Below are 11,891 nucleotides of genomic sequence, written 5' to 3' on the forward strand. Positions count from 1 at the left end.
GTGATAATTGCTTCTCTAGTTCCTTTAATTGAACTAATTAATTGGCTTCCATTCCGCCATATTTACTCTTCCATTTATAAAAAGTGGGTTAACTTATTCCATGTTCACGACAAATTTCATTTACTGTTATGCCTTGATTTTGTTTTGATAAGATCTTGACGATCAGAACTTCTGTAAAATTGCTTTGTTTCATAATTATCCCTAAGTTAATAAACAATATTTATAAACGTTCCGTTTTTTAGAGAACATTACACATTTAATTTTATATTTGGTAGATTATTAGAATCAGAATAATAAGAAATATATCCTAATCCATTATTTTTCATTTCAATAGCATTTATTCCATTTGATAAAGGGTAGGAGATATCAGTTACATTTGCTTCGTTAGCAGAATCTCTAACACGTAAATATACACTTTCACCAGAAGGAATACCACTTACAAACATAACGCTAGTTGTTTTTTCCGAAAAAACTATTCCTGTTGGATTTTCGTAAGCATTGTAATTTCCAATTTTGTATTCTTTATTGATAGAAGCTATTGTTTTATATGCTTTATGTTCGTTAACACGATCTATTTTTTTGTATTTATTATCTAATAAACATTGTGCTAAAGATTTAACAAAAGGAGATGTAGTAATTCCATCAATTGTTTGTTGATTTACGCCTGAATTTAATTCTGAGAATAAATCATCTTTAAAAATTGTTGAATACTTTTTCTGATCAAACTTGTTTGAATTTTTTTGATAAAATTCCATCTTGGCAACACTTGCAAAATTTCCTTTGCCATCTAAAATTTCTAATTTGATAGAAGAAGGTTTTATTTGTGATGGAAAAGATATATTTCTTACATCATTTGTTTGCGTAAAATCTTGTGTAGAAATTTCAATATAAGTAGGGTCAGCTATAGTATTGTAACTAACTTTTACTTTTCCTAATAAACCATTTACTCCACCATCATTTCTTGGATAATAGATCATATAATCTAATGGTGTGTTTCCATCAAAAGCATAAATTAATGAAATAGGGAAAGTTTTTTCAGTAGAATTGTAGTTAGAATGATAAAGCGTATTGTAATCTCCATCAAATGATTGCTCTATGTTTTCCCCTGTTTGAAAACTTGATGCTGACGAACCTGTAACTAATGGAGAAACTTTCATATCCTTATAGTTTGAGAACTCATTTGTTTGTATTACACACTCCGAAGCTATTGGAGTAATTTGATCAGACGAGTAAAACTCAAATTCCGCAGCACTCGAGAAATTTCCTAGAGCAGCATTCACTTTTATTCTAATGACTGCTGGATTGATAATTTCTTTATCAAAATCAAATTTTTTAGATGTAGAATCTCCAGCCCATGTTATAGCACTCGTAGTCGCTGTTTTGAAATTTGTTGGATCACCTTTAGTTGAATATAAAATTTCAACATTTGTCCAAATTCCATTAGTACCTGTTTGCCTTGGAAAATAGGCAAGGGATTTTATAGATTTAACTTGACTGTTGAAACTAAAATCTAATTGATCTGGGATTCCATTTTGATTCCATTTAGAATGGTACATTGTCGTTAATATACCATCTGCGCTAAAAGTAGCTTCATTACCACTTTGTGCCTCTTGTTTAGAAGTAACACTAGAAACGGGCATTTTGTATTCCTGCGCAAAAGAATCTATACCAAGTAAAATCATACTTAGTAGGAAGTAATTTTTTTTCATAAATAATTTGTGTTAATTGATATTTTGTTGTTTAGACAAGTTAATTAATACATTTTATTTATAATCAGCTAGGAACCAATTTGAAAAAAAAATAAGGAAATGTTAAGAAATAAAGAATCCCTTTCTTTAATAATACAATTAAGAAAGAGATTCTAACTATTAAAGACATAATAAATGAAAAGATTTTTACTGCTTTTTGATAATTGTATTGTTGTTTCCCTCAATTATTTGAGGTAATTTACCATTTTTAGATAAAGCTTTACGATAATATAATGTATTTCCTTCGCCAGCTAATTCAGCAGAAGTTAATCCATTAACAGATATTGTATTATTTGTTCCCATGATCTCAACTTTAGTACAATCTCCTTTCAAATTGATCACATGTCCACTTCCACCAACTTCTACTTTTTGTCCCTTACAATCTAACGTTAGTTTTTTATTATTTCCATCAATTTCTATCTGTGCAAAAGAAAGGTGACTAATAAATAACATCGTAACAGCACATAATAATTTATTCATTTTCATTGTGATTTATTTTTTGGTTACTTTTTAGAAATCAAGAATCGTGCACTTTCAATTAATAAAATCTAACTTTACAAAAATTTAACAGAATGACTTTAGTTGAGCTAAAACAATTGTTTTTAGATAAATTGCAATTACTATATGATAAAGAAGAAGCTTCTCATATTTTCATGATTTATGTAGAAGATAAGTTGAATCTTGATTTATCTAGCCGAGATGAAATTGAATTAACGACTGAAATTTTATCAGATTTAGAACAATTAAAAAAAGGTCAACCGATACAACATATTACTGGAAAAGCTTTTTTCTATAACGATTTCTTTTTTGTGAATGAACATACATTAATTCCTCGTCCAGAAACGGAAGAATTGGTTGAATTAATTAGAAATGATTATGCTCAAAATCAAGATATTTCTATGATTGATTTAGGAACAGGAACAGGATGTATTCCTATTTCGTTGGCAAAATTATTTCCAAATGCAAATGTTTCAGCATTAGATATTTCTGAAAATGCATTGAAAATAGCACAATCAAATGCTGAAAATTTAAAAGTTAATATAAATTTTTATCACAATAATTTACTGGAAGACATTCAATTAAACCATAAATTTGATGTAATTATTTCAAATCCACCTTATATCCGAAATCTTGAAAAAAAAGAAATGCATCAAAATGTTTTGAATTTTGAACCTCATTTGGCGCTTTTTGTTGAAAATGATGATGCTTTAATTTTTTATGAACGAGTAATAGATTTTGCTAAAAATCATTTGAAAGAGAATGGTAAAATTTATTGTGAAATCAATCAATATTTAGGAAAAGAGACAAAACAATTATTTCAAAAATTTTATCAAAATGTAATCATTCATAAAGATATTTCTGGAAATGATCGTATGCTAAGTGCTTCTAATCAATAATTATCTATAAGAATCTTGTTTTATTTTCTGAAAAGATTTAATTTTAATTCAATAATCGTTCGCAATTTGGTATTAAAATTGTTAGAATTGATTCTATTATTAAAACAATTAAATAAACAACTATGAAAAAATTATTTGTATTAGTGGCAGTTGCTTCATTATCATTTGCTACTTCTTGTAAACAAGAAACTTCAAAAACAACTGAAACTAATGTAACTGTAGATTCATTAGCTAATGATTCTACGGCTGTTATCAAAGAAACGACAACTACAACAACTACATTATCAGAAACTGATGCAAAAGCGAAAGTAGACGAAGCAAAAAAAGCTTTAGATGAAGCAAAAGCGAAAGGTGATAAAGCTGCAACAGAAGCTGCACAAAAAGCTTATGACGATGCTAATAAAGCGTGGATTGATGCAAAAGCTGCTGTAAATAATGCTGCGCAAGATGTAAAAGATGGAGTGAATAATACTGTAGATAAAGTAGATGCAAAAGCTAATCAAGCAAAAGAAGATATTAAAACTGTTGCAAAAGATGCAAAAGCTGATATCAATGCAGCTGCAAAAGATGTGAAAGCAGAAGCGAAAGAAGCTGGAGAAAAAGCAAAAGAAGGATATAACAATACGTTAGATAAATTAAAAGCGAAATAATTTCAAAATAATTATTGCTAACTTAGCCTTGAGAAATCTCAAGGCTATTTTTTATGTTAAATTTTAGAGAAGCAACAAAGACAGATGCGTTATCAATTGCAAGATTGATGATGTTAGCGATGGATAAAATCGTTTATGATTTTATTGGAAAAACAGATTATGAAGAAGGAGTTTTATTCTTGAAAAAATTAATTGAACAAGAAGAAAATCAATATAGTTATCAAAATACAGTTGTTGTAGAATATGATAATCAATTTGCTGGAACAACAACTTTTTATGATGGAGGAAAATTAGAAGAACTTCGAAAACCAGTTCTAGAATTATTGAAAAATGATTATAACCAAATTATTCATCCGCAAGATGAAACACAAGCAGGTGAAATATATATTGACACAATTGCAGTTTCTGAAGATTTTAGAGGAAAAGGAATAGGTTCTAAAATATTGGATTATTTGATTGATGGAATAGGAAATAAGCAAGGCAAAACTTTAGGTTTATTGGTCGATTTTACAAACCCGAATGCAAAGAAATTGTACGAAAGAAAAGGTTTTGAAGTGGTTGGGGAAAAAATGTTGATGAGCGAAAATCATGAACATATGCAGTATAAACCAAAACAATAGATAATAAAAAAAGAGCTTTGAGAAAAGCTCTTTTTTTATTTCATTACTCCTAATTGTATTAAGATTTTTTCTTCGTACGGATCGATTGTAAATTGTTCAAATTTCACAAAATCTTTTCCATTTTTTAAGTAACCTAATTGATAATTTTGACGAATAACAGCTTGATTCTCGAAACTTTCTAAAATTGGTAATTCAGAAATTGGACCTAAAATTTGTTCGTTTTTGGTTGAAATTACACCAAAATGCATCAAATAATTCTCTTTTGATAAGAAATATGGAAAATAAGCTAATATATCTGGACGCTCAATTTTTAGTGAAGTAGCTTCTCCAAAAGTGGCAAAATTTTGATCGACTGGCGTTAAATATTCGTATTGATAATCTATAATTAACTGATTGTTTTTATCAATCATTCCCCATTTTCCATCTTTTTCAACTCCAGCTAAACCAGCTCTAAAATCTGTACAACCATCATATTCGAATGGGATCACAACTTGATTTAATAAATCAATAAAACCCCATTTTCCATCTTTTTTTACAGCACAAATATTTTCAATAAAATCACTTGTTAAATCATATTCGAACGGAATCAAAATCTGGTTAGATTTTGTGATAATACCCCACTTATTCTCCTTTTGCGCGCTATAGGCATTAACAGTTGTGAGCACAAGTTTTTGATATTGAAAAGGAATAATTACATTTCCTTCTTTATCTATTAAACCAAATTGATTATCAATAGATATTGGTGCCAAATTGTTGCGATCGAAAACAGTTAAATCTTCAAATGTTGTTGTTTCTTTGTGAACAAAATTGTCAAACTGGTCTGTATCTTTTGGTGATATTTTAGTCATAATTCTATAATTCGACGTAAAATTAATTAATCAAAAATTAATAGTTTGTATATAAATTTTAAAATATCCAATTTTAAACACTTTTTGTAAATTAAATTCTTACTTTTATAGGAAAGCTTAAAATATAACCTATGAATATTTTTACTAAATTATTTTTTACTGCAACTATTATAATGAGTAGTTTTGTTACAGCTCAACAAAATGGTATAAACATTATTAATTTACCGACTACGATAAATAAAGACTATTCTTTTCAAGGAGTATGGAAAATTTCGAATGATGGAAATACATCTAACTATAAAATATCTGGAGGAAAATTGACAAATTATTCAAACAAAACAAGTCAGACTTTATTTCTTGATTTATATTTTGCTCCATCAAAAACATCTGTAGATTTATATAATTTACCGAATAAAATCAATACAAACGCACAATTAGGGCAGTTAGAAGGAAATGGAACAAGTTTCAATAACGTTATTGTTACTTTTAAAGCTTCAGATCTTCAAACATTAGCACAAGGAGATTATACACCAGTTTTGTTATTGAAAGAAAAAGAATCAGGTTCTATTTTGAATTATAAAGTTTTGAGTAGTAAAATTTCTTTAGAATCTAATAATATTTTAATTGATAAAGTTGTAAAGAATGTAGAATTACCTCAGGTTACAGATGCTAATACTTTAGCTTCTACAAAGAATATAGACGCTACTTTATCTGATATATATACACCTGTAGAAAGTTCTTTGAACATAGCGAATGTAAATAAAAAACTAAAATTAGTTGGAGGTTGGAAATTAGAAATTGATTTCAATTCGTTGATGGTTACAATTGGTGGAGTTGATAATTCTATACAGAATTTAGATTATAAACCTACAAATGACTTAAAATTAATGGTATATTTTTCAAATCAAAATATAACAGGAATTAAAGAAATAGATGGATTTGAACTTCTAAATCTAGATGTTTCACCAATTTCTGCTTTTACTAAAATTGAAAAGCTAAATTTTACTACAAATATCACAAAATTGGTTCCCGCAGGTGAATATTATCCTATTTTAGTATTAACTGAAAAAAATGAGGAAGGAAAATATGTGATGAAATCAACGTTAAGTTTAGGTGAGAAATATATTTGGCAGTAAAATCTAAATAATATAAAAATAAAAAAGCAACGATTATTTCGTTGCTTTTTTTGTTAAATACTGTTCAAATTTCAATCCTTTTATGTTATAAGGATCAAATCCTTTGTATAAATCTTCTAATAATTGCATTACTTGAAAATAAGTAAATAATACTGAATATGAAGCTTGTTCTTGGTAAACAGGGATTTCTACTAAAAATAAAAATCGATCATATTTCGAAATCTGAACAGTATTCCCATCTTGATTCATCAAACCAATATAACTTCCGTCATAATCAGGTAGGTTATGAAAAATCTCAATAGCTTGTGATAAACTACCTTCTAAAGGTAATTCAGTTTCGACCTGTAAGTCGTCAGCGTAATTTTCAAAGAATATTTTCACAGTGCAAAAGTAAGAAATTTTAATCTATTTTAAGGAATTCCTTTTTTTTCGGGTTATAATTATTAAATTAGCATTCAAATTATGGAAAAAATGAGTTACGACATTATAGTTATTGGAAGTGGTCCTGGAGGATACGTTGCAGCAATTAGAGCAGCACAATTAGGTAAAAAAGTAGCAATCGTAGAAAAAGCTGAATTAGGTGGAATCTGCCTTAACTGGGGATGTATTCCTACAAAAGCTTTATTAAAATCTGCTCAAGTATTCAAATACTTAAATCATGCAGAAGATTTTGGAATTAACTTACCTTCAGATATTTCATTCGAATTTGGAAATGTTGTTTCTCGTAGTAGAGGAGTGGCGGATCGTATGAGTAAAGGTGTTCAATTCTTAATGAAGAAGAACAAAATTGAAGTAATTCAAGGTGAAGCAAAAGTTTTACCAGGAAAAAAAGTAAAAGTTACTGCAGCAGATGGTTCTGTTAGTGAATTATCTTCAGAAAATATAATTATTGCAACAGGTGCACGTTCTCGCGAATTACCTGCATTACCACAAGATGGTAAAAAAGTAATTGGTTACCGTGGTGCATTAGCAATGGAAAAGCAACCAAAATCAATGATTGTTGTAGGTTCTGGAGCGATTGGAGTTGAGTTTGCTCATTTCTACAATACATTAGGAACAAAAGTGACAATTGTAGAGTTTTTACCACGCATTGTAAATGTTGAAGATGAAGATATTTCGAAACAATTACAACTATCTCTTAAAAAATCTGGAATCAATATCTTAACAAATGCAGAAGTTACAGGAGTTGATACAACTGGAGATTTAGTAAAAGCAACAATTAAAACTGCTAAAGGTGAAGAAATCATCGAAGCTGAAGTTGTTTTATCAGCAGCAGGAGTTGTTCCAAATACAGAAAATATTGGTCTTGAAGAAGTTGGTATTGCAACTGAAAGAGGTAAAATAGTTATCAATGATTTTTGTGAAACATCTGTAAAAGGATATTATGCAATTGGTGATGTTGTAAAAGGAGCAGATTTAGCTCACTTAGCATCTGCACAAGGTATTTTATGTGTTGAGCATATTGCTGGTGAAAAAGTAGAACCAATCGACTACGGAAACATCCCAGGTTGTACTTATTGTTCTCCAGAAATTGCATCTGTAGGATTAACAGAAGCAAAAGCTAAAGAAGCTGGATACGAAGTAAAAGTAGGAAAATTCCCATTCTCTGCAAACGGTAAAGCTGTTGCAAACGGAGCTGCTGATGGTTTTGTAAAAGTAGTTTTTGATGCGAAATATGGTGAATGGTTAGGATGTCACATGATTGGTGATGGAGTTACTGAAATGATTGCAGAAGCAGTTGTAGCCCGTAAATTAGAAACTACTGCACATGAAATTATGAAATCTGTTCACGCGCACCCTACAATGGCAGAAGCTATTATGGAAGCGGTAGAAGATGCATATGGACATGCAATTCATATCTAAGAAATAAATTTAAAATTTATAGTTGAAGCAGCCTTTTGGCTGCTTTTTTATTTTACCAAATCGTTAATTTTTTGCGTTATGTATATTGAATTTGTTTTTTAACTATCTTTATAATAATAATTTAAAAACAGATATAATATGAAAAAATTTTATTCTTTAGTAGTAATTACTGCATTATCTTCTTTATCATTTGGACAAGTTGTGATTAGTCAAGTTTATGGTGGAGGAGGAAATTCGGGCGCAAAATATACGCATGATTTTATTGAGTTGTTTAATAGAGGCTCTTAAGCTGTTACATTAAAAGGTCATTCACTTCAATATGCTTCTGCTACAGGTAATGTTAGTGCAGCTAATACACAAGTATTAGCAGATATTACAATTCAGCCAGGTAAATATTATTTAATTCAACAAGCTAAAGGTAATAGTGGAACAGATGCATTGCCAACTCCAGACCAAATTCCTGCTACAGCTCTTGCATTAGGAGCCATGAACGGTAAAGTAGCACTTGTATCTAATGTTGATCCAATAACTGATGTAACAGATAAAGATATCGTTGATTTTGTAGGTTTTGGAACGTCTAATGAATATGAAGGATCTGGTCCTACTGCGGCTTTATCTAATACTGATTCTGCTCAAAGAAAGTTAAAAGGATGTCAAGATACAAATGATAATAAGAATGATTTTGACGTAGCTGCTGCTGCTCCTAGAAATGGACAAACGGCTGCAAATGTTTGTACAAATTTGAGTACAGATAATTTAACATTAACTAAAGCAGTTTCTAATACATTATGGACAAATACAGCTTCTTTCAATGTAAAAGATAAAACAATTGTAGAAGTTTACAATATTAACGGACAATTGGTAAAATCTTTCGAAGTTAAAGGTGTTCAAAATGTAGATGTTTCTTCATTAGTTAAAGGGACGTATGTAGTTAAAACTACTTCTAACGGAAAATCTTCTACTCAAAAAGTAGTAAAAAAATAAGAAAGAATATATTGTTAATCTAACAAAAAAGCGATTCAGTTTACTGAATCGCTTTTATTTATTCTTCTAATTTCTGAATCTTAAAACCTGCATCTGTCACAGCTTCTACAACTTCTTCTTCATCTTCGGTTGTTGTCACAGTCAGTACTTTTCGTTCATCAGAAGTATCAACTTTCCAATTGTCTTTACCTACAGCTTCGTCCAAAAAAGGTTTTACAGATTTGATACAGCTGTCACAATTTATATTTGTTTTGAATTTCAATTCGCTCATAACTTTACAATTTAGACTCAAATTTATAAAGATTTCATAAGATTAAAAAAACGTTTAAGTAATATTTGATTTCGAAATTTAAATAAAAATCAATGAAGCGTAATCTTGATGTTGTTGTTATTTCGGATGTGCATTTAGGAACTTTTGGTTGCAAAGCACAAGAGCTGTTAGCTTATCTACAGTCAATCAATCCAAAAAAAATTATTCTCAATGGTGATATTGTGGATATTTGGAATTTTAAGAAAAGTTATTTCCCAGAAACGCATCTTCAAATTATTAGTTATTTGTTAAATCTTTCAGAACAAGGAATTCCAATCGTTTATATAACAGGAAATCATGACGAATTGTTACGTAAATTTACCACAATGCGTTTTGGAAATATTCTTTTAACGGATAAATATATGTTGAAACAAAATGATAAAGTCGCTTGGATTTTTCATGGAGATGTGTTTGATGCATCGATTCAACATTCGAAATGGATTGCGAAATTAGGTGGTTGGGGTTATGATAAATTAATTCAGTTGAATTATTTTATCAATAAATGTTTAGAGTTTTTTGGAAGAGAACGTTATTCGTTATCTCAAAAGATTAAAAATTCAGTGAAAAAAGCGGTGAAGCATATCAATGATTTTGAACAAACTGCTGCCGAATTAGCGATCGAAAATGAATATGATTATGTAGTTTGTGGACATATTCATCAACCACAATTGCGAAAAGTAAAAACGGATAAAGGAATTTGTGTTTATATGAATTCGGGGGATTGGATTGAGAATTTATCTGCTTTAGAATGTGTAGACGGAAATTGGTCAGTGTTTTATTTTGAAGAACATAAACATACTTTGATGCAAAATTTAGAAGAAATCGAGTTCAATTATTCGTTAGATGAACTGATTGTTTCAATTCTCAATAAAAAATAAATGAAAATTTTATACGCTTTGCAAGGAACAGGAAATGGACATTTGGCTCGTGCGCAAAAAATGTTACCAATCCTTGAAGAATATGGAGATTTGAATGTTTTTGTGAGTGGTTCTAATTCACAATTACAACTCGAAAATTATCAATTTAAACATCACAATGGCTTGTCGTTGTTTTATAATCAGCTTGGGAAAGTTTCGTATAAACGAATTTTTAAGGAGAATAGTTTTAAATCTTTTTGGAATGAAGTGAATCATTTTCCAATTGAAAAATATGATTTAATTATTAATGATTTTGAGCCAATTACGGCACATGCAGCTCGAAAGAAAAAGATAAATATTGTTGGTTTGAGTCATCAAGCTTCATTTTTATTTGATGAAACACCAACAGTGAAAAATAAAACGGGCGAAACGATTTTAAAATATTACGCACCAACTTCTAAGTATTACGGTTTTCATTTCGAAGAATATAATGATGCTATTTTTTTACCAATCATTCGAGATAAAATTAGAGCATTGCGTCCAAAACGAAAAGATTACTATTTGGTGTATTTACCAAGTTTTCATCCAACAGAAATTATGGAGAAATTATCACTGATTAAAGATTCAAAATGGAAAGTTTTTTCACCTTTTGTGAAAGATGTTACGCGTCAATTTAATGTTCAAATTTATCCAATTGATGAACGTCTTTTTACTAGAACTTTAGAAAATTGTAAAGGAGTTTTGTGCGGTGCTGGTTTCGAATTGCCTGCCGAAAGTATTTATCTTAAAAAGAAGCTTTTTGTGATTCCGATTAAAGGTCAATACGAACAATTATGTAATTGCGAAGCTTTAAAAATGATTGGCGTTGATTATTCATATGATTTGAATGTAACACAATTGCAACGTTGGGTGGATTCGAATAAAATTATTGAGAAAGATTTCCCAGATCAAACCGAAGAAATCATTCAGAAAGTAATTTTAGAAGCATCCCATTAATTATTTTTCCAGAAAGCAGGCGTAAATAAAATTAAGATTGTATAAAGCTCTAATCGTCCCAAAACCATTAAAAAACAACATAATAATTTTGCACTATCCGTTAAAGAATTCATTGAAGTACCCGGACCAAATTCGCCAATTCCCGGACCTACGTTTCCTAAAGTGGAAGCAGTTAATGTTAAAGAGGCCAAAATATCTTGGAAACTCATTGTTATACCATAATTCAAAAGCGCAAACAAAATAGAACTCACAATCCATGTAAACATAAACATGACAAAGAATGCCATGACGTGGAAAACAATAGATTGGATTGTAATCTTACCTAAAAACCAGACAGTTTAAAAATATAGTTTATTAACTTAGAGATAACGATGAAACAGAGCAATTTAACAGAAGTTCAAATTGTCAAGATTTTAGCAGAACAAAACAAAGTCAAAACAGTCAATGAAATTTACAGTGAACCTGGAATAATTAAACCCATT

General features: G+C 29.6%; 15 protein-coding genes. 9 read left to right on the forward strand and 6 right to left on the reverse strand.

What is annotated here, in order from left to right; genetic code table 11:
- Positions 1 to 248: 248 nt before the first annotated feature.
- Positions 249 to 1,709: a discoidin domain-containing protein gene (locus B4J88_RS01550; protein WP_291066018.1), complete on the reverse strand. Its 1,461-nt coding sequence runs from the start codon at positions 1,707 to 1,709 to the stop codon at positions 249 to 251.
- Between the two features lie 186 nt (positions 1,710 to 1,895).
- Positions 1,896 to 2,228 (reverse strand): DUF3060 domain-containing protein, encoded by a 333-nt coding sequence (locus B4J88_RS01555; RefSeq protein ID WP_160279610.1) that lies wholly within the window; start codon positions 2,226 to 2,228, stop codon positions 1,896 to 1,898.
- Between the two features lie 92 nt (positions 2,229 to 2,320).
- On the opposite strand from B4J88_RS01555, the gene prmC reads away from it, so the two are divergent.
- The 3 genes from prmC to B4J88_RS01570 all read left to right on the forward strand — a co-directional run bounded on the left by prmC (position 2,321) and on the right by B4J88_RS01570 (position 4,415).
- Positions 2,321 to 3,145 carry a peptide chain release factor N(5)-glutamine methyltransferase gene (gene prmC / locus B4J88_RS01560; protein WP_125350425.1) on the forward strand — a complete coding sequence of 275 codons (825 nt, stop codon included), beginning with the start codon at positions 2,321 to 2,323 and terminating at the stop codon, positions 3,143 to 3,145.
- A gap of 122 nt (positions 3,146 to 3,267) precedes the next feature.
- Positions 3,268 to 3,795, forward strand: coding sequence for a hypothetical protein (locus B4J88_RS01565; protein WP_221857126.1), 528 nt, complete (start codon positions 3,268 to 3,270; stop codon positions 3,793 to 3,795).
- A gap of 53 nt (positions 3,796 to 3,848) precedes the next feature.
- Entirely contained in the window at positions 3,849 to 4,415 is a 567-nt protein-coding gene (locus tag B4J88_RS01570) for a GNAT family N-acetyltransferase (protein ID WP_280049688.1), read from the forward strand.
- 35 nt (positions 4,416 to 4,450) lie between these two features.
- On the opposite strand, the gene B4J88_RS01575 is transcribed toward B4J88_RS01570, so the two are convergent.
- A complete protein-coding gene (locus tag B4J88_RS01575) occupies positions 4,451 to 5,263 on the reverse strand; it encodes a WG repeat-containing protein (protein WP_291066020.1) in 813 nt (270 codons plus the stop codon).
- A 131-nt stretch (positions 5,264 to 5,394) separates the two neighbouring features.
- Here B4J88_RS01575 and B4J88_RS01580 point away from each other — a divergent pair, with 131 nt between their 5' ends.
- On the forward strand, positions 5,395 to 6,399 hold the full coding sequence (locus B4J88_RS01580) for a hypothetical protein (RefSeq protein WP_291066022.1): 1,005 nt from the start codon (positions 5,395 to 5,397) through the stop codon (positions 6,397 to 6,399).
- Between the two features lie 33 nt (positions 6,400 to 6,432).
- Here the strand turns inward: B4J88_RS01580 and B4J88_RS01585 are convergent, their stop codons facing one another.
- Positions 6,433 to 6,780: a hypothetical protein gene (locus B4J88_RS01585; protein WP_219033995.1), complete on the reverse strand. Its 348-nt coding sequence runs from the start codon at positions 6,778 to 6,780 to the stop codon at positions 6,433 to 6,435.
- A gap of 90 nt (positions 6,781 to 6,870) precedes the next feature.
- On the opposite strand from B4J88_RS01585, the gene lpdA reads away from it, so the two are divergent.
- From lpdA to B4J88_RS01600, 3 genes are all read left to right on the forward strand, one after another.
- Positions 6,871 to 8,262 (forward strand): dihydrolipoyl dehydrogenase, encoded by a 1,392-nt coding sequence (gene lpdA, locus B4J88_RS01590; protein WP_291066026.1) that lies wholly within the window; start codon positions 6,871 to 6,873, stop codon positions 8,260 to 8,262.
- 138 nt (positions 8,263 to 8,400) lie between these two features.
- On the forward strand, positions 8,401 to 8,550 hold the full coding sequence (locus B4J88_RS01595; RefSeq protein WP_280038151.1) for a hypothetical protein: 150 nt from the start codon (positions 8,401 to 8,403) through the stop codon (positions 8,548 to 8,550).
- A 150-nt stretch (positions 8,551 to 8,700) separates the two neighbouring features.
- A complete protein-coding gene (locus tag B4J88_RS01600) occupies positions 8,701 to 9,246 on the forward strand; it encodes a T9SS type A sorting domain-containing protein (protein ID WP_286494925.1) in 546 nt (181 codons plus the stop codon).
- A gap of 58 nt (positions 9,247 to 9,304) precedes the next feature.
- Here the strand turns inward: B4J88_RS01600 and B4J88_RS01605 are convergent, their stop codons facing one another.
- Positions 9,305 to 9,517 (reverse strand): hypothetical protein, encoded by a 213-nt coding sequence (locus B4J88_RS01605; protein WP_180906652.1) that lies wholly within the window; start codon positions 9,515 to 9,517, stop codon positions 9,305 to 9,307.
- Between the two features lie 92 nt (positions 9,518 to 9,609).
- Between B4J88_RS01605 and B4J88_RS01610 the strand changes: the two genes are divergently transcribed.
- Positions 9,610 to 10,434: a UDP-2,3-diacylglucosamine diphosphatase gene (locus tag B4J88_RS01610; RefSeq protein ID WP_038335849.1), complete on the forward strand. Its 825-nt coding sequence runs from the start codon at positions 9,610 to 9,612 to the stop codon at positions 10,432 to 10,434.
- Positions 10,435 to 11,409 (forward strand): glycosyltransferase family protein, encoded by a 975-nt coding sequence (locus tag B4J88_RS01615; RefSeq protein WP_291066024.1) that lies wholly within the window; start codon positions 10,435 to 10,437, stop codon positions 11,407 to 11,409.
- Here the strand turns inward: B4J88_RS01615 and B4J88_RS01620 are convergent.
- Entirely contained in the window at positions 11,406 to 11,726 is a 321-nt protein-coding gene (locus B4J88_RS01620) for a potassium transporter TrkG (protein ID WP_291066027.1), read from the reverse strand. The genes B4J88_RS01615 and B4J88_RS01620 overlap by 4 nt on opposite strands.
- Positions 11,727 to 11,891: the final 165 nt, after the last annotated feature.

Origin of the sequence: Empedobacter sp. UBA5036 (assembly GCF_002415215.1) — a bacterium.
Taxonomy (GTDB): Bacteria; Bacteroidota; Bacteroidia; order Flavobacteriales; family Weeksellaceae; genus Empedobacter; species Empedobacter falsenii_B.

Coding starts and splice junctions, on each gene's coding strand:
- B4J88_RS01550 (WP_291066018.1), bottom strand. CDS start 1,709: ATGAAAAAAAATTACTTCCTACTAAGTATGATTTTACTTGGTATAGAT.
- B4J88_RS01555 (WP_160279610.1), bottom strand. CDS start 2,228: ATGAATAAATTATTATGTGCTGTTACGATGTTATTTATTAGTCACCTT.
- prmC (WP_125350425.1), top strand. CDS start 2,321: ATGACTTTAGTTGAGCTAAAACAATTGTTTTTAGATAAATTGCAATTA.
- B4J88_RS01565 (WP_221857126.1), top strand. CDS start 3,268: ATGAAAAAATTATTTGTATTAGTGGCAGTTGCTTCATTATCATTTGCT.
- B4J88_RS01570 (WP_280049688.1), top strand. CDS start 3,849: ATGTTAAATTTTAGAGAAGCAACAAAGACAGATGCGTTATCAATTGCA.
- B4J88_RS01575 (WP_291066020.1), bottom strand. CDS start 5,263: ATGACTAAAATATCACCAAAAGATACAGACCAGTTTGACAATTTTGTT.
- B4J88_RS01580 (WP_291066022.1), top strand. CDS start 5,395: ATGAATATTTTTACTAAATTATTTTTTACTGCAACTATTATAATGAGT.
- lpdA (WP_291066026.1), top strand. CDS start 6,871: ATGAGTTACGACATTATAGTTATTGGAAGTGGTCCTGGAGGATACGTT.
- B4J88_RS01595 (WP_280038151.1), top strand. CDS start 8,401: ATGAAAAAATTTTATTCTTTAGTAGTAATTACTGCATTATCTTCTTTA.
- B4J88_RS01605 (WP_180906652.1), bottom strand. CDS start 9,517: ATGAGCGAATTGAAATTCAAAACAAATATAAATTGTGACAGCTGTATC.
- B4J88_RS01610 (WP_038335849.1), top strand. CDS start 9,610: ATGAAGCGTAATCTTGATGTTGTTGTTATTTCGGATGTGCATTTAGGA.
- B4J88_RS01615 (WP_291066024.1), top strand. CDS start 10,435: ATGAAAATTTTATACGCTTTGCAAGGAACAGGAAATGGACATTTGGCT.